At 73.9% G+C, this 18090-nt stretch carries 19 protein-coding genes; 7 read left to right on the top strand and 12 right to left on the bottom strand.

Going from position 1 to position 18090, the window contains the following annotated elements; genetic code table 11:
- Nucleotides 1–71: 71 nt before the first annotated feature.
- From NH2_RS11445 to NH2_RS11435, 3 genes are all read left to right on the top strand, one after another.
- The gene (locus NH2_RS11445) at nt 72–1007 is read left to right on the top strand and encodes an alpha/beta hydrolase (protein ID WP_067652338.1); all 936 of its coding nucleotides are present in this window, start codon (nt 72–74) and stop codon (nt 1005–1007) included.
- A gap of 275 nt (nt 1008–1282) precedes the next feature.
- Entirely contained in the window at nt 1283–2308 is a 1026-nt protein-coding gene (locus tag NH2_RS11440; RefSeq protein ID WP_174552817.1) for an ABC transporter ATP-binding protein, read from the top strand.
- 209 nt (nt 2309–2517) lie between these two features.
- Nucleotides 2518–3348, top strand: a complete 831-nt coding sequence (locus NH2_RS11435; RefSeq protein ID WP_067652334.1) for an alpha/beta hydrolase — start codon at nt 2518–2520, stop codon at nt 3346–3348.
- Nucleotides 3349–3412: 64 nt separating this feature from the next.
- On the opposite strand, the gene NH2_RS11430 is transcribed toward NH2_RS11435, so the two are convergent.
- The 3 genes from NH2_RS11430 to NH2_RS11420 all read right to left on the bottom strand — a co-directional run bounded on the left by NH2_RS11430 (nt 3413) and on the right by NH2_RS11420 (nt 6733).
- On the bottom strand, nt 3413–5527 hold the full coding sequence (locus NH2_RS11430) for a catalase (protein WP_067652332.1): 2115 nt from the start codon (nt 5525–5527) through the stop codon (nt 3413–3415).
- Between the two features lie 79 nt (nt 5528–5606).
- Nucleotides 5607–6206, bottom strand: a complete 600-nt coding sequence (locus NH2_RS11425) for an ANTAR domain-containing protein (RefSeq protein WP_067652330.1) — start codon at nt 6204–6206, stop codon at nt 5607–5609.
- 59 nt (nt 6207–6265) lie between these two features.
- The gene (locus NH2_RS11420) at nt 6266–6733 is read right to left on the bottom strand and encodes a DUF6194 family protein (protein WP_067652328.1); all 468 of its coding nucleotides are present in this window, start codon (nt 6731–6733) and stop codon (nt 6266–6268) included.
- Between the two features lie 57 nt (nt 6734–6790).
- Between NH2_RS11420 and NH2_RS11415 the strand changes: the two genes are divergently transcribed.
- Nucleotides 6791–7492: a MerR family transcriptional regulator gene (locus NH2_RS11415; protein ID WP_067652605.1), complete on the top strand. Its 702-nt coding sequence runs from the start codon at nt 6791–6793 to the stop codon at nt 7490–7492.
- Between the two features lie 72 nt (nt 7493–7564).
- Here NH2_RS11415 and NH2_RS11410 read toward each other — a convergent pair whose 3' ends face one another.
- The gene (locus NH2_RS11410) at nt 7565–8509 is read right to left on the bottom strand and encodes an aldose 1-epimerase family protein (protein WP_218021683.1); all 945 of its coding nucleotides are present in this window, start codon (nt 8507–8509) and stop codon (nt 7565–7567) included.
- A gap of 41 nt (nt 8510–8550) precedes the next feature.
- Here NH2_RS11410 and galT point away from each other — a divergent pair, with 41 nt between their 5' ends.
- Nucleotides 8551–9657 carry a galactose-1-phosphate uridylyltransferase gene (gene galT, locus NH2_RS11405; RefSeq protein ID WP_245650509.1) on the top strand — a complete coding sequence of 369 codons (1107 nt, stop codon included), beginning with the start codon at nt 8551–8553 and terminating at the stop codon, nt 9655–9657.
- Entirely contained in the window at nt 9654–10886 is a 1233-nt protein-coding gene (galK, locus tag NH2_RS11400) for a galactokinase (RefSeq protein WP_084505403.1), read from the top strand. Before galT ends, galK begins: the two co-directional genes overlap by 4 nt.
- Before the next feature lie 137 nt (nt 10887–11023).
- On the opposite strand, the gene NH2_RS11395 is transcribed toward galK, so the two are convergent.
- The gene (locus tag NH2_RS11395; RefSeq protein WP_067652598.1) at nt 11024–11419 is read right to left on the bottom strand and encodes a DoxX family protein; all 396 of its coding nucleotides are present in this window, start codon (nt 11417–11419) and stop codon (nt 11024–11026) included.
- Between the two features lie 103 nt (nt 11420–11522).
- Here NH2_RS11395 and NH2_RS28690 point away from each other — a divergent pair, with 103 nt between their 5' ends.
- Entirely contained in the window at nt 11523–11669 is a 147-nt protein-coding gene (locus NH2_RS28690) for a hypothetical protein (protein ID WP_157103695.1), read from the top strand.
- Between the two features lie 37 nt (nt 11670–11706).
- Here NH2_RS28690 and NH2_RS11390 read toward each other — a convergent pair whose 3' ends face one another.
- From NH2_RS11390 to NH2_RS11360, 7 genes are all read right to left on the bottom strand, one after another.
- A complete protein-coding gene (locus tag NH2_RS11390; RefSeq protein WP_067652324.1) occupies nt 11707–13026 on the bottom strand; it encodes an NAD(P)/FAD-dependent oxidoreductase in 1320 nt (439 codons plus the stop codon).
- A gap of 61 nt (nt 13027–13087) precedes the next feature.
- The gene (locus NH2_RS11385; protein WP_067652322.1) at nt 13088–13477 is read right to left on the bottom strand and encodes a DUF1304 domain-containing protein; all 390 of its coding nucleotides are present in this window, start codon (nt 13475–13477) and stop codon (nt 13088–13090) included.
- Nucleotides 13478–13670: 193 nt separating this feature from the next.
- On the bottom strand, nt 13671–14531 hold the full coding sequence (locus NH2_RS11380) for an LLM class F420-dependent oxidoreductase (RefSeq protein ID WP_067652320.1): 861 nt from the start codon (nt 14529–14531) through the stop codon (nt 13671–13673).
- Between the two features lie 46 nt (nt 14532–14577).
- Entirely contained in the window at nt 14578–16152 is a 1575-nt protein-coding gene (locus tag NH2_RS11375) for a S26 family signal peptidase (RefSeq protein ID WP_157103694.1), read from the bottom strand.
- A gap of 197 nt (nt 16153–16349) precedes the next feature.
- Nucleotides 16350–16961, bottom strand: a complete 612-nt coding sequence (locus NH2_RS11370) for a TasA family protein (RefSeq protein ID WP_067652316.1) — start codon at nt 16959–16961, stop codon at nt 16350–16352.
- Complete coding sequence (locus NH2_RS11365) at nt 16958–17539, bottom strand: signal peptidase I (RefSeq protein WP_157103693.1); 582 nt, start codon at nt 17537–17539, stop codon at nt 16958–16960. The genes NH2_RS11370 and NH2_RS11365 overlap by 4 nt, the downstream gene beginning before the upstream one ends.
- Complete coding sequence (locus tag NH2_RS11360; protein WP_067652314.1) at nt 17536–18090, bottom strand: hypothetical protein; 555 nt, start codon at nt 18088–18090, stop codon at nt 17536–17538. The genes NH2_RS11365 and NH2_RS11360 overlap by 4 nt, the downstream gene beginning before the upstream one ends.

Here is an 18090-nt window from a genome sequence, read left to right as displayed (position 1 = left end):
TTTGCTCGCCGGAAGCAGCTCGGCCCGACCGCGAGTTGTCCTCGGGGCGCGGGACGAGAATCGTCGGAGGCATGCAATCCGATGACTACGCCCAGTTCCTGCCACCGGAGTTCCGGGAGCGGGCCCGCGTCGCCCCCGCTTCGACGTGGTGGCAGTGGCGCGGCCGTCGGGTGCACATCGCGCGCGCCGAGGTACCGGAGGCGAGGCTGCGGGTACTGGTGCTGCACGGCGGCGGCGGGCACAGCGGCGCGCTCTGGCCGCTGGCCGCCGCCGTCGCGCCGGACGACGTCGAACTGCTCGCGGTGGATCTGCCGCTCTACGGCGCCACCGTGGAGCCGAATCCGCGCTCGGTGCGGTACGGCGACTGGATCGAGCTCGTCTGCGACCTGGTGCGCGCCGAGACCGCGCGCGACCCGCGGCCGCTGATGCTCTTCGGGGCGAGCATGGGCGGGATGCTCGCCTACGAGGCCGCGTCCCGCACCGGCGCAGCGGCGCACGTGCTCGCCACCTGCCTGCTCGACCCCGCCGACCCGGCGGCGCGGCGCGCGGCCGCCCGCACCCCGATCGCCGCGCGGCTGGCACCGGCGCTGGCCGCGCTGGAGCCGCTGCTCGGCGGGGTCATGGTGCCGATGCGGCTGCTCGGCGATCTCGGCGCCATGAGCGCGAACGCCGAGCTCACCCGGTTCGGCGCCCGCGACCCGCGCGGCGGCGGGGCCCGAGTGCCGCTCGGCTTCATGGCCAGCTTCCTGAGCTTCGAGCACACCGCGCCCGCCCGGTACACCGGCCCGCCGGTGACGCTGGTGCACCCGGCCGAGGACGCCTGGACCCCGCCCGCACTGAGCCTGCGGGTCCTGGAGCGGATCGCGGCGCCCACCGAGGCGATCATGCTCGAGGGCTGCGGGCACTTCCCGGTGGAGCAACCCGGGCTCGATCAGCTCGCGGCCGCCATGCTCCGGCTGCGCGACACCGTTCCGGCGGTGAGCCGCAGCACCAGCGAGACCAGCTGATCGGTGTCCGAGGGCGCGACCTGCCCGGGGGTCGTGGTGCCGCGGCCGGACTCGGCGGAACAGCGACCTGCGTCGCGGTGCTCCCTGCACTCGAAATGTGCTCGCACAAATGCGAACCCCGGCTAACTTAACCGTTCCTGCCCGCCGGTGGGGCCGGAATTCGAGGCGTTGTTTCTAGGCGATATGGACCACGGGGTATTGGAATCAGCGGTAACATCGCCGTCTGTATCGTGTGGTGAGCCCTGATCCGGGCCACCGGGAGCAGGGAGGTTCTCGTGGGCGTCGAGGTCAGGACCGAAGGGGTCACCAAATCGTTCGGCTCGCAGCGGATCTGGCAGGATGTCTCGCTGACGCTGCCGTCCGGTGAGGTCAGCGCGCTGCTCGGCCCCTCGGGTACGGGCAAGTCGGTGTTTCTGAAATCGCTGATCGGGCTGCTGCGCCCGGAGCGCGGCGCCATCTACATCGATGGTGTCGACATCACGACCTGCTCCAACAAGCAGCTCTACGACATCCGCAAGCTCTTCGGCGTGCTGTTCCAGGACGGCGCGCTGTTCGGCTCGATGACGCTGTTCGACAATGTGGCGTTCCCGCTGCGCGAGCACACCAAGAAGCCGGAATCCGAGATCCGGCAGATCGTGATGGAGAAGCTGGAGCTGACCGGTCTGCTCGGCGCCGAGGGCAAGCTGCCGGGTGAGATCTCCGGTGGTATGCGCAAGCGTGCCGGGCTGGCCCGCGCGCTGGTGCTGGATCCGCAGATCATCCTGGTCGACGAGCCGGACTCCGGGCTCGATCCGGTGCGTACCTCGTACCTGTCGCAGCTGCTGATCGATATCAATGCCCAGATCGACGCGACGATTCTGATCGTCACGCACAACATCAACCTGGCGCGGACGGTTCCGGACAATATCGGGATGCTGTTCCGGCGGCAGCTGGTGATGTTCGGCCCGCGCGAGGTGCTGCTGACCTCGGACGAGCCGGTGGTGAAGCAGTTCCTGAACGGCCGGATGATCGGGCCGATCGGGATGTCGGAGGAGAAGGACGAGACCCAGATGGCGCGCGAGCAGGCGCTGGTGGACGCCGGGCACCACCACGGCGGCGCCGAGGAGGTCGAGGGCATCGCCCCGCAGATGCGGGCCACCCCCGGCATGCCGGTCCGTCAGGGCATGCTGCGCCGCAGGCAGCGGGTGCAGGAGATCCTGCACACCCTGCCGCCGAATGCCCAGACCGCCATCCGCAACTCCTTCGAGGACGGCGAGCACACGGAGGTCATCGACCGCTACCCCGCGGGAGCGCAGTATTGAATGGTCCGGCTCCGCCGGACGGGTTCGCGGCCCCGGGGAGTCTCGCCGCCGAGCGCTCGAGTCTCGCGGCTGCGCCGCGTGCGCTTTCGAGCGCTCGGCGACGAGACGGGCCGCGAACCGGGCTCGTCGGGCTCGCCCGCTCGGCGTCGGCTACGACAGAATCCGGGTATAGGCGTAAGGAGTAGCCCCGCCGCCGACAGGAGTAGCCCATGAGCGCCGTGCGCACCGAGGACCGGACGATACCGGGGCGGCAGGGCGCGATACCGGTCCGCGACTACCTGCCCGCGGAGCCGCGGGCCGGGGCGGCGCCGGTGATCTGGCTGCACGGCGGCGGCTTCGTGGCCGGCGACCTGGACACCCCGGAATCGCACCGGGTCGCGCTGCGGCTGGCGGCCGCCGGGCGGCTGGTGCGCGCCGTCGACTATCGGCTGGCGCCGAGGCCGTGGGGGCGGCGCCACTCCAACACCCCGCCGGGTCACCACTACCCGGCCGGGCTGGACGACGTGATCGACGCGAGCCGCGCGCTCGCCGACGAGCACGGGCGCATCGTGCTCGGCGGCGCCAGCGCGGGCGCCTGCCTCGCGGTGACCGCGGCCCAGCGCATGCCGGGGACGGCGGGGCTGGTGCTCTGCTACGGCATCTACCACGCCGAACTCCCCGCGCTGCCCGCCGCCGTGCGCAGGCGGACCAGGGGGCTCGCCGGGTACCGGCAGTTCACCCCGGCGGCGGTGTACACGATGAACGTCAACTACGTGGGCCGCGAGGAGCTGCTGGCAGGCGGCGCCTTCCCCGGCGGCGCCGATCTCGCCGGCCTGCCGCCCACCCTGCTGCTGGACGCCGACTTCGATACCCTGCGCGCCTCCGGCGAGACCTTCGCCGCCGAGCTCGACGCCGCCGGGGTCCCGGTGGCGCACGCCGTCGTCCCGCACTCCTGGCACGGCTTCCTGAACCGGCACCGGCTCAATGCCTTCCGCTTCGCGCTCACCGCCATGAACGGCTGGCTCGCCAAGCGCGACGCCGCCCTCGCCCGCACCCCCTGATCAGCCCGGCCCGCACCGGATCGCCGCCACCACCGGGTGCGGCTCCGCCCCGGGCGGACCCGGCTCAGCCCAGTTCCGCGGCCCGCGCCCAGACCCGGTGCTCGGGCAGCGCGGCGGCGAGCACCTCGAACCCGGCGGTGAGCCCCTCGGCCGCCTCGACCCCGGCCGAACCGGTGCCGATCCCGGCGCGGGCGAGCGCCGCCGCACCCCGCTCGGTGTAGGCGATGCCCTTGAGGTGCCGGTGCGCCTCCTGCAGCAGCACCCCGAGCTTGGGGTGCGCGGGCGCCGCGGCGATCAGCAGCGCGTCGAACTCGATCGAGCGCGCGGTGTCCAGCGTGCGGGAGATCGGCACCGGGCCGAACTCGCCGCCGTGCGCGCCGATCACCAGCGGCGTCACCCCGGCCGCGAAGGCCGCCGCGACGGCGTCGGCCAGCTCCCCGGTATCGGTGTCGTCATCGGCGACGATTCCGACCAGCCGCCCGTCCACCGGCCATTCGGCGCCGAGCTGGGAGAGCGCGGGCGACGGCGTGACCTCGGGCAGCTCCGGCGCCGCGCCGTCCAGCGCGAGCCCGAGGTTGCCCGCCACGGTGCGCGCCAAGTCCTCGTCGATGTGGCGCAGCACCCCGAGCGTGCGCTGCTTGATCGCCCGCTCGTACACCTTGCCCAGCTCGAACGAGTACGCCTCGGCCACGTGCGCCCGCTCCACCGGCGTGAGGCTGGTGTAGAAGAGCCGGGCGCCGCTGAAGTGATCGTCGAAGCTCGCCGGCGCCTCGCGCACCTTGGTCCCGGCCACCATCTCCGGGAACTCGATCAGTGCCTCGGCCGGGTTCGCGGTGAACGGGCAGCCGCCGTCCAGGCTGTTCGGCCGGTACGGCGCGACCCCGGTGTGCACGGCGGTCTGGTGCATGCCGTCCCGCAGCATGTCGTTGACCGGCGCATGCGGCCGATTGATCGGCAGCTGCGCGAAGTTCGGCCCGCCGAGCCGGGTGATCTGGGTGTCGATGTAGGAGAAGAGCCTGCCCTGCAGCAGCGGGTCGTTGGTGACGTCGATGCCGCGCACCAGGTGGCCGGGGTGGAAGGCCACCTGTTCGGTCTCGGCGAAGTAGTTGCGCGGGTTGGCGTTCAGCGTCATGGTGCCGACGATCCGCACCGGCGCCAGCTCCTCCGGCACGAGCTTGGTGGGGTCGAGCAGGTCGAAGCCCTCGAAGGTCTGCTCCTCGGTGTCCGGGAAGACCTGCACGCCGAGGTCCCACTCCGGGAAGGCGCCCGCCTCGATGGCGTCGGCCAGGTCGCGGCGGTGGAAGTCGGGGTCGACGCCCGCGGCGATCTGCGCCTCCTCCCAGAGCAGCGAGTGCACCCCGAGCCGCGGCTTCCAGTGGAACTTCACCAGCGACGAGCGGCCGTCGGCGTCGATCAGCCGGAAGGTGTGCACGCCGAACCCCTCCATGGTCCGGTAGGAGCGCGGGATGCCGCGGTCGGACATGTTCCACAGGGTGTGCGCGGTGGCCTCGGTGTGCAGCGAGACGAAGTCCCAGAAGGTGTCGTGCGCGCTCTGCGCCTGCGGGATCTCCCGGTCCGGGTGCGGTTTGGCGGCGTGCACCACGTCCGGGAACTTGATGGCGTCCTGGATGAAGAAGACCGGGATATTGTTGCCGACCAGGTCCCACACGCCGTCCGCGGTATAGAACTTGGTGGCGAAGCCGCGGGTGTCGCGCACCGTGTCGGCCGAGCCGCGGGAGCCGAGCACGGTGGAGAAGCGCACGAAGACCGGGGTCTCCGCGCCCTTCTCGAACAGCGTGGCGCAGGAGATCTCGGTGGCCGCGCCGTTGCCGACGAAGACGCCGTGCGCGGCGGCGCCGCGGGCGTGCACCGCCCGCTCCGGGATCCTTTCGTGGTCGAAGTGCGTGATCTTCTCGCGCAGGTGGTGGTCCTGCAGCAGCACCGGGCCGCGCGGTCCGGCCTTGAGCGAGTGGTCGGTATCGCGCAGCCGGGCGCCCTGCGCGGTGGTGAGCGCGGCCCCCTGCTGGTTCCGCGTGCCGGGCTCGGCGCCGGTGGGGGAGACCGGGGCCGGTCCGCGCTGGTCGGGCTTGGGCGGCAGCGGCTCGCGCGGGGTGGTGGGCTCGTCGAGCGGCGCGGGCTCGGTGCCCGGCACACCGGGCGGCTGCGGGGTTTCCGGCATGGCGGAGGATCCTCCTCGATCGGGGCTGACGGGGCGGGTCCGTGCTACCCGGCGCCCCCGCCGCGAAACGCCGCCCCGGTCAGCCCCGCTGATGCACCGTCAGCAGGACGTGGTCGAAGACGGTGCGCACCCGGGCAGGCACCTCGATGCCGTCGGCCACCGCCGCGCAGAGCAGCTCGGCGAAGCGCGAGAGCGTCACCCCGCGCTCGGCGGCGCTGGCGCGCAGCAGCTCGTCCGCGCGCCCGGCCGGAATGCCGTAGACCACCATGAGCATCCCCGCGGCCTGCTCGATCGGGCCGCGCAGCCGGGCGTAGTCCGGCAGCGCGGCGTCGATCAGCGTGCGGTGCTGGGCCACCACCGGGCCGGTGAGGTCGACGTAGAAGCCGGTCAGCCCGGCGGGGCCCGGGTCGGCGACCACGATCACCACCCGGCCGTTGCCCCTGGCGTCGGTGAGCCGCTGCCGCAGGCAGAATCCGCCCCCGGCGCCGACGGCGTCGAGGAAGAACGCGCGATCCTCCGGGTGCTGGTGCGCGGCGAGGAGCTCGGCGGTCGGCACCACCTCGCCGAGCTCGTAGCCGTGCATGGCGGCGGTCTCGGCGGACCAGTGCCAGCGGTGCTCGGCGGCGCGGTGGCCGAAGGTGCCGGTGCGCAGCGCGGCCGGGGATCTCCGGCTTCTCATGAGTCGGCGGGGGAGTTGGTCATGGCCGTTTCAGTATCGTGCAGCGGCCGCGCCGCGCTCTACCCGGGTCGGTGTCGCCGCTCGTGTGCCGCCCGCGCCCTCGCGTGCGCCGCCCGGAGCAGCGCGGGCAGCGCGGGAGCGGTGTGCGCGCCGGGATTCACCACCGCCAGCCACCCGGCGCCGCCGTAGAGCGGGTGCGCGAAGAGGGTGTCGGTGGCGGCCGGGTCGGGGGCGGGCATCCCGGCGCGCGGCGGGTGCCCGGTGTGCGCGGTGAACGCCTCGGCGCCGGCGGCGATATTGAGCCGGAAGCGGCCGGGGGTGCGCAGCCGCGACCCGGCGTCGCCGGGGTAGTCCTTGGTGACGATGGTCGCGAAGGGCTGGGCCCGCGGCAGCTCGCCGTCCGGGGCGTAGAAGAAGAAGGTGTCGCCCCAGGCGATCTCGGGCACGCCGGGGTCGCCGGGGCGCGGGCACTGGGCGAGCACCCCGGCGAACCCGGTGACAAGGCGGGTGATCTCGTCGATTTCCATGCCTTCGAGCGTTACATTCGAGTGCTTGTGGAGACTTCCGACCGCACGACCGGGGCAGTGGCCCATCCGACTCTCCACTACGGCACCGCGCAGATCGCCCGCCGCGCCGGGTGCTCGGTGCAGCATGTGCGCGACCTGGAGCGCGCCGGTGTGCTGCCGCCCGTCCGGCGCGCGGCCAACGGCTACCGCCGCTACGGCGAGGTGCATCTGCGCTGCGTCCTCGCCCACCGGGCGCTGGCCACCGCGCTCGGCCCGGTGGCGGCGAAGGAGCTGCTGCGCGCGCTGCACCGCGACCCGCCGGACGCCGTGCTCGCCCGGCTCGACGCCGCGCACGCCGGGCTGCACCGGGAGCGCGCCGAACTCGCCGCCGCGACCGCCGCGGCCGCCGCCGTCGCCGCCGAGCCCATCCCCGACTCGCGCCCGGCCGACGCCATGGGCATCGCCGAGCTCGCGGGCGCGCTCGGCGTGCGGGCATCGGCGCTGCGGCACTGGGAGGCCGAGGGGCTGATCGGCCCCGGACGGGACCGCGGCGGCGCCCGCCGCTACACCCCGGCCCAGGTGCGCGATGCCAGGATCGTGCACCAGTTGCGCGCGGCCGGGTACCGGATCGGCGCCGTGCGCGCGGTGCTCGGCGGGCTGCCGCGCGGTGACACCGCCGACGTCGCCGCGGCGCTCGCCGCCCGCCGGCGCGCCATCGCCGCCCGCTCGCGGGCGCTGCTGGCCGCGGCCGCCGCGCTGGCCCCGCTGTGCGGGGCATGATGGCTCCCGCCTCGCCGATCCGGGCCGGACGGCTCGACAGGGCGCCGGGACCGCGGTGCCTGCCACCGTCTTTCAGCTCCGCTGTCGGACCCCGCCCTCCGGCGTGTAGCGCAGCCCCCAGCTGCGCTCGGCTCGCGCGCCTGGCGGCAGCCACACCAGCCCGCGCCCGGAGTTCAGTGCGTCCGGTGGTGCGGTCATGGGCTCCACCGCCACCGCGAGCCCGCGGACGCCGTCGCGCGGGAAGATCCGCGGCGTGAAGACCTGCGCGTACCCCCAGCCCGGGCCCTGCAGCAGCTCGACGGCGGCGCCGTCCGGCGCGGTCAGCCGGGCCGCGACGCCGTTGTCCGGCAGCACCTCGCCGAAGGCGGTGTCCAGGTCCAGCTCCCCGACCCGCACGCCGGCGCGCAGGTCGAACGCGGTGCCCGCCACCGGGTGCTCGGCCACCGGGTTCATCCGCCCGTCCGCCTCGAACCTGGTGCCCGCGTGCAGCGTGAGCACCAGCTCCTCGACCGGGTGCGCGCCGACGCGCAGGTACGGGTGCGCGCCGACCGCCCACGGCGCGGTGCGGTCGGCGAGATTGCGCACGCTGTGCGTCACCGCGATGCCGTCCGGGCGCAGCGCGTAGCGGACCCTGGTGTCGAGCGGGAATGGCCAGCCGTGCTGCGGCGGGATCAGCGCGCCGAGTGTCACCGCCGCCGCCGTGTGGTCGTGCACGGTGTAGTCGGTATTGCGGAGCAAGCCGTGGATGGCGTTGCCGCGCGCCGGTTCGGTGAGATCGAGCTGCTGGGCGGCGCCGTCCAGGGTCCAGCGGCCGTCGCGCACCCGGTTCGGCCACGGCACCAGCACCAGGCCGCAGCCCTGCGGGGGCGGCGCGGTGGCGGGCACCGGCTCGGTGACGGCGGTGCCGTCGACGGTCAGCGAGCGGAGTACCGCGGCCACGGTGCCGATCTCGGCGCGCACGCCGCCCGACTCCAGCGCGATCGCCCTCCCGGTTGCGGTGATAGCGGATTCGAGCACGTCGTGAGCCTACGCGGAGAATTCCTGGCTATCGTGGGGCGGTGGCATCCGGAATCGTCAAGCGGCAGGCGCGGCTCGCCGACGGCCGCGAGCTGATCTACTTCGACGACGCCGATACCCGGCTCGGCGCCGAGCGCCGGATCGACGCCAGAACGCTGGAGCCGCGCCCCGGCACCGCCGTCATGCGGCTCGACGTGCTCACCGGGGAGTGGATCTCGATCGCCGCGGCCAGGCAGAACCGGGTCGTCCTTCCGCCGTCGGACCGCGACCCGCTCGCCCCGCAGACCCCGCTGAACCCCTCCGAGATCCCCGACGTCTACGACGTCGCCGTCTTCGAGAACCGCTCGCCCGCCTTCGGCCCGGCGCTGCCCCCGGAGGCCACCGCCGCGCCCACCGGCCTCGCCGATCTGGCCGAGCTCGGCTTCGGCCGGGAACTCGCCGCGGTGGGCCGCTGCGAGGTGGTGTGCTTCAGCCCGGAGCAGCACGGCTCGCTCGGCACGCTCGGCACCGGCCGGGTGCGCACCGTGATCGAGGCGTGGGCCGACCGCACCGCCGCGCTCTCCGCGCTCCCCGGCATCCAGCAGGTGTTCCCGTTCGAGAACCGCGGCGAGGCGATCGGGGTGACGCTGCACCACCCGCACGGCCAGATCTACGCCTATCCCTTCGTCACCCCGCGCACCGCCCGGCTGCTCGACGCCGCCGAGCGGCTCGGCCCCGGCCTCTTCGGCGACCTCCTCGACGTCGAGCGGGCCGGGCCGCGGGTGGTGCTCGCCGGCGAGCACTGGACCGCCTTCGTCCCGTTCGCGGCGCGCTGGCCCATCGAGGTGCACCTGCTCCCGCACCGGCACGTCCCCGATTTCGCCGGGACCGACGAGGCCGAGCGGGCCGAGCTGGCGGTGCTGCTGCCGCGGCTGCTGCGCGGGATCGACGCGCTCTACGGCACCCCCACGCCCTACATCGCGGCCTGGCACCAGGCGCCGGTGCGCGTCGGCCGGGACGCGCTGCGGCTGCACCTGCAGCTCACCTCGCCGCGCCGCGGCGTGGACAAACTCAAGTACCCGGCGGGATCGGAGGCGGCTATGGGGGCCTGGATCGGGGACATCCCGCCGGAGACCGCGGCGGCCCGCATCCGGGAGGCACTGGCATGACCGGGTCGGGTCCGGAGACGGCGGCGGAGCGTCGCCGCGGCGGGTCCGCGGCCGGGCCGCAGCAGCGCGGCACGGGCGCCCGTGCGCTGTTCCGCGAGCTGACCGGGGGCGACGCCGCCGGGGTGTGGTCGGCGCCGGGCCGGGTCAACCTGATCGGCGAGCACACCGACTACAACGAGGGTTTCGTGCTCCCGTTCGCCATCGACCGGCGCACCGCGGTCGCGGCCGCGCCGCGCGCCGACGGCCTGCTGCGGGTGGTGAGCACGTTCGGCGACGGGCCGGTCGAGCTGCCGGTGGCCGAGCTGGGGCGCGCGCACGCCGCCGGTGAGCTGCGCGGCTGGTCCGCCTACCCGCTCGGCGTGGCCTGGGCGCTCGGCGAGTTCGGCGCCGACCTCTCCGCCGTGCCAGGCGCCGATCTCGCCATCGACTCCAGCGTCCCGGTCGGCGCCGGGCTCTCCTCCTCGGCGGCGATCGAGAGCGCGGTGGCGCTGGCGCTGACCGAGCTGTGGGGGCTCGAGCTCTCCCGGGAGACCCTGGCGAAGGTGGGGCAGCGCGCGGAGAACGACGCCGTCGGCGCCCCCACCGGCATCATGGACCAATCCGCCTCGCTGCTCGGCGAGCGCGACGCCGCGGTATTCCTCGACTGCCGCTCACTCGCCGCCGAGGTGGTGCCGCTCGGCTTCGCCGAGGCCGGGCTGGTGCTGCGGGTCATCGACACCGGGGTCAGGCACGAGCACGCCACCGGCGGGTACCGCGAGCGGCGCGCCTCCTGCGAGGCGGGCGCGGCCGCGCTCGGCGTGCCCGCGCTGCGCGACCTCGAGGTCGCCGACCTCGACCGGGCCCGGGAGCTGCTCGACGACATAACCTTCCGCCGGGTGAAGCACGTGGTGACCGAGGATCGGCGGGTGCTCGACACCGTGCGCACCCTGCGCGCCGACGGTGCCGCCGCCATCGGCCCGCTGCTCGACGCCTCGCACGTCTCCATGCGCGACGACTTCGAGATCTCGGTCCCGGAGCTGGATGTCGCGGTGGCGGCGGCACGCGCCGCGGGCGCGGTCGGGGCGCGCATGACCGGCGGCGGTTTCGGCGGCGCCGCCATCGCCCTCGTCCCGGCGGAGGCGGTGCCCGCCCTCTCCGCCGAGGTCGAGAAAGCCTTCGCGGCACGGGGTTTCGCGCCTCCGGCGCAGTTCACGGTGGTCCCCTCGGACGGGGCGCACCGGGACCCGTAGGAGCGGTCCCACGGTCCGATCGGCACGGCCGGACGAGGGCTGTCTCGCGGTCGTGTCGGCACCGCCGGACGGTTCACGGCGACATCCTCGACGGGTCGGGATCTCAGCGTAGCCCGGTCCCGGCGAATCTCCGGCAATCAGCGCCGTGGCGTCGAGGTGCTCCACAGCGCGAGCCCGATCAGCACCGGCTGGAAGAACAGCCGGATCAGCCGCTTCCGATCGGTGTCCAGGCCGAAGCCGTCCCGTTTGTTCGTGTACTGCGCGACGTTGCCGGGGAAGACCACGACGAAGAACAGCGCGAGCAACCTGCCGAACCGCGCCTTGTCCCGCGAACTCGCGGCGAGCAGCGTGCCGAGGGTGAGCTCCACCCCGCCGGAGGCCATCACCACGCCGTCCTCGTCCAGCGGGGTCCAGCTGGGCACCTGAGCACGGAAGGTCTCCCGGCCCCAGAACAGATGGCTGAGCCCGGCGAAGACCATGCCGCCCGCCAACCCGTACCGGACGACATCGCGTGCGGTCGTAGAAGAATCCATGGTGCGGCGGGTACCCCGTGCGGCGGGCGCGAACCCGCCGGTTTCCGGCCGCCGAAACCGGACACCCCGCCGATGGAACACCCGAACCGAGAGGAGCAGGCGCATGCCGGACGAGGACACCATCGCCCAGCTGAACCAGGACATCACCACCGCGGACAACCTCGGTGACACCGCCACCGTGGAGCGGCTGAAGGGTGAACTGGAGAAGGCGAAGCAGGCCGCCGCCACGGGCGACGCGAACACGGAGTGAGCGCGCGCGGCGGAGCCGGATCGGCTCCGCCGCAGGCTCACTGCTCCGAAATCCCCTCCGCGCGAGCGAAACTCGCCTCCTCCGGGCTGACGAGCCCGAGCAGCGCGAGCGGTCGCTTGGTCACGGTATTGGTCAGGTAGGTCATCACGATGGCCCAGCGATTGACCGCGCGCGGCACCGCGAAGGTGTGGTACGCCCGGGTCACCGCCTTGGCGAGCAGCCCGGAGAGCGGGATGCCGAGCGGGTTGGCGACCGCGAAGCGCGGGCCGAGGTCGACCACCAGCCCGAGGTCGCGGTGCCGGTACGGCGCGAAGGTGCCGATGCCGAGGCTGGCGGCGACATTGCGGGCCAGCGTCTTGCCCTGCCTGGAGGCGTGCTGGGCGGTGGGCGGGGTGATCTCGCCCGGCTTGGTCAGGTCGGGCACGGCGGCAGCGTCGCCGCCGGCGAAGACCGACGGGTGGCCGGGCACCCGCAGCTCGGCGTCGACCACCAGCCTGCCGCGCTCCAGCGGCAGGTCGAGGGTCTCCAGCACCGGGGCGCCGGTCACGCCGGTCACCCAGGCGACGGTGTGCGTCGGCACCTCGGTGCCGTCGGTGAGCACCACCCGGTCGGCGGTCAGCTCGCGCAGCGAGGTCTCCAGCCGGATATCGATGCCGCGGCCGCGCAGCTCGTGCAGCACCTTCTCGCCCAGCTCGGCGCCGACCTCCGGCATCACCTGCTTCGCGGTGTCGAGCAGCAGGAACCGGATCTCCCGGCGATCGAGGCCGCGGCGCCGCGCGTAGTCGTCGGCGAGCGCGCGGAGCTGGGCGATCAGCTCGGTACCGGCGTAGGAGGCGCCGACCACCACCACGGTGCGGCGGGCGCGGCGCACCGCCTCGTCCTCCTCGTGATCGGCCAGCTCCAGCTGCCGCAGCAGCTGTTCGCGCAGGTAGAGCGCCTCGGCCACGGTCTTGAGGCCGCGGGCGTGCTCGTGCAGCCCCGGCACGTCGAAGAGCCGGGTCACCGAGCCGGGGGTGAGCACGAGGCGGTCCCAGCCGAGCGTGCGCGGCGGATGGTGCTCGCTGGTGACCGTGACGGTGCGGCCCGCCAGGTCGACCGCGTCCGCGCTCGCCACCACCAGCCGCACCTGCGGCAGCGCGTCGGCCAGCGGAATCGCGACGAAGCGCGGGTCGATCAGCCCGCCGGCCACATCCGGCAGCAGCGGGGTGTAGAGCATGTAGTCCTGCGGGGTCACCAGCACGATCTCGATATCGCGGCCCGACTTGGCGACCCGCCGGCACAGCTCGCTCGCACAGGTGAACCCGGCGAAGCCGCTGCCGACGACGACGATCCGTTCACGGGCGCTGGTCTCGGGCACGGCGCACCCCTCCTTCGGTTCGGGTTACCGGGGGCCTTTCCCGGTTGCCGCCGCCGAAAACTCAGACGGCCAGCCCGATGGCGAGGATCACGATCCCGAGCAGCGGCGCGACCAGCTGGATCAGCGCGGGCCGCAGCTTGCCCGGGTCGGAGAGCACGAGCACCAGCCCGGCCGCGACCATGCTGCCCGCACCGGCGAAGACCAGCGTCGCGCCGACCGTCCGGTGGTCCAGCGCGGCGGCGACGATCCCCACCGCGATCAGAATCGCCAGGAACAGGTTGTAGAAGCCCTGATTGAAGGCGAGCGGCTTGGTGATCTCGGCGTCCTGGGCATTCACCCCGAAGATGGCCCTGGTGCGCGGCGCGGTCCAGGCCAGCGACTCCAGCTGGAAGATGTAGACGTGGATCGCCGCGGCGATTCCGGCCAGGACTAGTCCGGCGACGACGAGCATGGATGGCCTCCATCGGTTGCGGGTGGGGACAAGTATGGACGCGGCCGGGCCGGAGCGGCGGGCAGGGCGCGTGCGCACCCCGGATCGCGCCGCGGACCGTTCGTCCGGCGCCCTCGGCCCGGCTCGCCGATTCGAGTTCCGGGGCGGCCGGATCGCCCGCGACCTCGACGGCGCAGGTGCCCGCCCGAACCGGTCAGCGCAGCGCGGCCGCTATCCGGCGCCACTCCGCGCGCGGGAGCGCCCGCTGGTCGGCGCGGAGCACCTGCACGCAGACGTGGTCGGCCCCGGCCTCGCGGTGCTCGGCGATCCGGCGCAGCACCGCCTCCTCGTCGCCCCAGGCGATCACGGCGTCGAAGAGCCGGTCGCTGACGGTGGCGATGTCCTCCGCCGTGAAGCCGGAGCGCAGCAGGTTGTTGGCGTAGTTCGGCATGGAGAGGTAGCCGCGCAGCCACGGGGTGCCGATCTCGCGCGCCTCGGCGGCATCGCCGGTGAGGATGACGGTCTGCTCCGGGGCGAGCAGCGGGCCTGCGCCGAGCACCTCGCGCGCGGTCCTGGTGTGCTCGGGCAGCACCAGGTAGGGGTGCGCGCCGCGGGTGCGCTCGGCGGCCAGGGTGAGCATCTTGGGGCCGAGCGCGGCCAGCACCCTGCGGTCGGCGGGGACCGGGCGCTCGGCGGCGTCGAGGCCGTCCAGGAACGCCGCGGTCGCGGCGAGCGGCCTGCGGTAGCGGCCCGGCGACCCGGCATCGATGAGCGGGGCGTGGCTCACCCCGATGCCGAGCAGGAAGCGGTCGCCATAGCCCTCCGCGAGCCGGTGGTACGCGGCGGCCACGTCGGCGGGCTCGTGCATCCAGAGGTTGAGGATGCCGGTCGCGATCACCACCGTCGAGGTGGCGCGCAGCAGGTTCTCCACCGCTTCCAGCACCGGGCCGCCCACGTCCGGGATCCAGAGCGCGGTGAAGCCCGCCTCCTCCAGCTCGGCCGCGGCCTCCGCCGCCGCGACCTGGTCGCCGTAGCGCAGCGGGGAGCTCCAAATTCCGACACCTGAGAGAGTCACGGCCGCAATCTTTCACACTGTTCGGTCTGCTCGCCACCCGCGCCGGTCAGGGCGGGGTGGTCGTGGTGGCGGACGGGGTGGTCGTCGCCGGGGGCGGGCCGGTGGTGGTCGTGGTGGTTGCCGGTGGCTCCGGGGCCGGGATCGTCGTGGTTATGACGGCGGCCGGGGGCGGCGCCGTGCTCGGGGCGGAGGTGGCTGCGGTGCTCGTCGGTGCGGTGGTCGAGGTGGTGCCGCCGGCCGAGCTGCTGCTCGACGGGATCGACTGCGAGCGCAGGCCTGCGGCGGGGCAGGCCACGGCGCCGGTGGTGACGGTCAGGTTCTGCTGGACGAACTCGCTGGAGATCGCGGTGCCGCTGGTGGTGCGGATCTCGGCGACGGCGGCATCGCCGGTGCGCCGGGCGAGGTCTAGGTCGGAAACGGCGATCGTGCTGGTCACGCTCTGTCCGGCCGCGGCCGGGACCGTGGTGATCGCGCGGGTGAGCATGATGTTGCGGGTGGCGTTGTCGCGCACGAGGAGCGTGTAGGTGTAGGGCGAGCCGAGGTGCGGCCAGCCGAGGGTGGCGCGCGGCGCGGCGTCGGCGCAGGAGACGGAGGCCGGGCCGGGCACGTAGGCGGGGGCGCCGTTCTGCTCGTTGCGCAGCACGCCGCAGTCCAGGTCCTCCGGGACGAGGACGCCGACCAGCAGCGCCTGCTGCACGCCGAAGCCGCGCCAGGCGGTGCTCACCGCGCCGGACGAGACCGGCGGGCCGGGCAGCACCGTGTGGATCTCCGCGTCGAACAGGGCGAGCAGCCGGGCGGGCATGCCCGCGCCGGTGATCACGGCGCTCACCGTGTCACCGGCGGCGGCGGGGACCGAGGTCACGTCCCAGGTGCGCCAGATGGTGTTGGTGCCGTTCTCGCGCAGCACTATCCGGTAGAGGTACGGGGCGCCGATGTGCCGCCACCTCAGCGTCACCGGGTCCGGGCCCTGCGCGCTCGATTTCGTGCAGGTGACATAGGAGTTGTTGGGGAACTGCTGGTTGATGCGCGGTACGAACTCGGTGCGCGAGGTGAAGGCGCCGCTGGTCGCCGCCGCTGCGTCGGTGCCGGTCTGGGCCCGCGCCTGCGGTGCGCCGGCGAGCCCGGTGGCGGTGATCAGCACCGCGACCACGACCAGCGGGGTCGCCGCGTGCCTGCCGCTCGCGCTCGATGGCGCGCGGGGCAGGAAGGCGATGGCGAGCAGGAGCCCGGCGAAGGCGCCGCCGAGGAAGACCGCGGGCGGGCTGGCCAGCCAGGCGACGGCGTACCCGAGCTTCTCGACGTGGACGAAGACCCGCTCGGCCTCGGTCACGGTGTAGGGCTGGGTGTCCTCGGTCTCGTTGGCATCGCCCTTCATCCGGATGGTCGCGCTGTTGCCGGTGATGGAATCCACCGCCACCACCCGGTGCGTGAGCCGCTCGCCCGCCGCGTCGCGCACCGAGACCACGTCGCCGGGTTCGATCTCGGTGGCATCGATCGTGCGCACCAGGGCGACCGCGCCCGAGCCGATCTCGGGCTCCATCGACCCCGAGCGGAACAGCAGTGGCGTGATCCCGAACAGCAGGGCCGCCGCCGCGGCGAGCAGGCAGAAGGTCCCCGCCACCGCCCCGATCGTCAGCGCGATCTGCGCCGACGTCCGCAATTCGGGTCGCGGGTGCCTCCCGGCCGAGCCGGAGGTTCCGTCGGGCGACACGGCCCCGCCGGACGTCCCGTTCGGACGCCCGGCTACGCCGGGAGTCCCGTTCTGACGCCCGGCTACGCGGGGAGTCCCGCTCGACGGCCTCCCCGCCGGCACCCTGTTCACGACTGCCCCACCGCGGTGGCGGCGAACGCGAAACGCACCGAGGCGACCGACTGGCTCTGCACCGCGACCGGCGCCCCGGCCGCCAACTGCGCGACCACGCAGAGCGGATCCGCCCCGGTACTCGCGGCGATCGGCCGCGCAGTCGTCACCAGCGGCGTCGACCCGCCCGCGCTCACCGTGCCCTGGGCGAGCCGAGTCCCGCTGCAACTCCCGGTCCGCATCCCGTTCGCGGTGGCATTGCTCGCCACCCCACCGGAGTACACGGAGATCTGCACGTACCCGGCGAGCGCGGCGCTGCCGGCCGGAGTACTCGCCGCCATGGTGTAGGTCAATGGAATCGTCCCCCTGTTCTGGGCGGTGAGCTGCGCCGCGACACTCTCGCCGGGCAGCATGCCGGTGAGCGCGAGCGCGGGCAGCGCCAGCTCCTTGGTGTCGTTGACGCGCAGGTCGAGGGTGCCGATGCGGAAGGTGCCGGAGGTGGCGGTGGCCGAATCGCTCCAGGCCGCGAGCGTGCCCGCGGTCCCGAGCCCGAGCACGATCCCGAGCGTCAGCAGCGCCCGCACCCGGGCACTCGCCCACAGCTTCCCCAGCGCGGAACGGTCTGTCACCGCCGCTCCCGCCTGGCCCGCATCCGGTCCCTGGTGTCGGTGGCGAGCGCGAACAGCGCGTACCCGCCGAGCAGCACGACGAGCACCGCGATGGTGTAGGTCCGCTTCGGCCCGGAGAACCAGTTGTTGACGTACCCGAGGTAGGGAATCGAGTACCAGACCGCGCCGCGGATCTGCTCCGGCCGCACGATCTGCTCGTCGTCCGCCCGATTGGCGTCGCCGCGGGTGACGAAGCCGATCTCCCCGTCGGCGGTGCGCCGGAGCTGCACGATCCGGTGCGTCACCACCTCGGGCGCCCCGGAGCGGATCTGGTAGGTGATCGGGGTGCCGACCGCCAGGTCGACCGGCTCCTCCGGCCGCACCACCACCAGCGTGCCCGGCGGGTAGGCCGGCTTCATGGAGCCGGTCAGGATGGTGAACCGGTGCCCGCCGACGACCAGCGGCAGCACGATGGTCACCACGAGCAGCCCGGCCAGGGCGAAGAGCAGCAGCCAGCTGAGCACCGACTGGACCCACCAGCCCGCGCCGGTGTTCTGCTCGGTGGGCGCCTCGGGCGCCGCACTGCGGTGTGCGTTCACGATGAACTCGCCAGGAAGTCGAAGGTCACGGTCGTCGAGGTGTTCGGGACGGCGGCCGCGCCGATGGTGGCGCGCAGACACCACACCGCGTTCGCCCCGGGCGCCAGCGTCGGCGCCCAGGCCGGAGCGCCGGGCACCTGGGCGCCCGCCATCGCCCCGCTGTAGAGCGCGGTCCCGCCCGGCGCCGCCGAGGCCGGGCAGCCGGATTCCGCGCCCACCAGCCAGATCTGCAGCGAGAGCGGCAGCGCCGCCGAACTCTGCCGCACGTTCTGCAGCCGGTAGTACATGGTCACGTCACCGGCGTTGCGCACGGTGAGCGGCTTCTGCACCACCGCCGACGGGGCCAGGTCGGCGCCGCCGAAGGCGTCGAAGACGTAGTTGCTCACCTGGCTCGACGCCCCGCCGACGCGCAGCGCGAGCGTGCCGGAGCGGATGATGTCGCCGCCGATCTTCGACTCGGCGCGCCAGTAGGCGCCGGACTGCTCGGCCGCCCCGAAGGCCAGCAGCACCAGCGCCGCACCGGCGATCGCCCACCATCGCAGCCGTCGCAT

The organism is Nocardia harenae NBRC 108248 (assembly GCF_001612885.1).
In the GTDB taxonomy this organism is placed as follows: domain Bacteria; phylum Actinomycetota; class Actinomycetes; order Mycobacteriales; family Mycobacteriaceae; genus Nocardia; species Nocardia harenae.
Note: the sequence above shows the minus strand (reverse complement) of the source record. Positions and strands in the feature narration are given on the sequence as shown.

Excerpts from the sequence above, each read along its gene's own strand:
- NH2_RS11445 (WP_067652338.1), top strand. The coding sequence starts at position 72 with ATGCAATCCGATGACTACGCCCAGTTCCTGCCACCGGAGTTCCGGGAG.
- NH2_RS11435 (WP_067652334.1), top strand. The coding sequence starts at position 2,518 with ATGAGCGCCGTGCGCACCGAGGACCGGACGATACCGGGGCGGCAGGGC.
- NH2_RS11430 (WP_067652332.1), bottom strand. The coding sequence starts at position 5,527 with ATGCCGGAAACCCCGCAGCCGCCCGGTGTGCCGGGCACCGAGCCCGCG.
- NH2_RS11425 (WP_067652330.1), bottom strand. The coding sequence starts at position 6,206 with ATGAGAAGCCGGAGATCCCCGGCCGCGCTGCGCACCGGCACCTTCGGC.
- NH2_RS11420 (WP_067652328.1), bottom strand. The coding sequence starts at position 6,733 with ATGGAAATCGACGAGATCACCCGCCTTGTCACCGGGTTCGCCGGGGTG.
- galK (WP_084505403.1), top strand. The coding sequence starts at position 9,654 with ATGACCGGGTCGGGTCCGGAGACGGCGGCGGAGCGTCGCCGCGGCGGG.
- NH2_RS11395 (WP_067652598.1), bottom strand. The coding sequence starts at position 11,419 with ATGGATTCTTCTACGACCGCACGCGATGTCGTCCGGTACGGGTTGGCG.
- NH2_RS28690 (WP_157103695.1), top strand. The coding sequence starts at position 11,523 with ATGCCGGACGAGGACACCATCGCCCAGCTGAACCAGGACATCACCACC.
- NH2_RS11385 (WP_067652322.1), bottom strand. The coding sequence starts at position 13,477 with ATGCTCGTCGTCGCCGGACTAGTCCTGGCCGGAATCGCCGCGGCGATC.
- NH2_RS11360 (WP_067652314.1), bottom strand. The coding sequence starts at position 18,090 with ATGCGACGGCTGCGATGGTGGGCGATCGCCGGTGCGGCGCTGGTGCTG.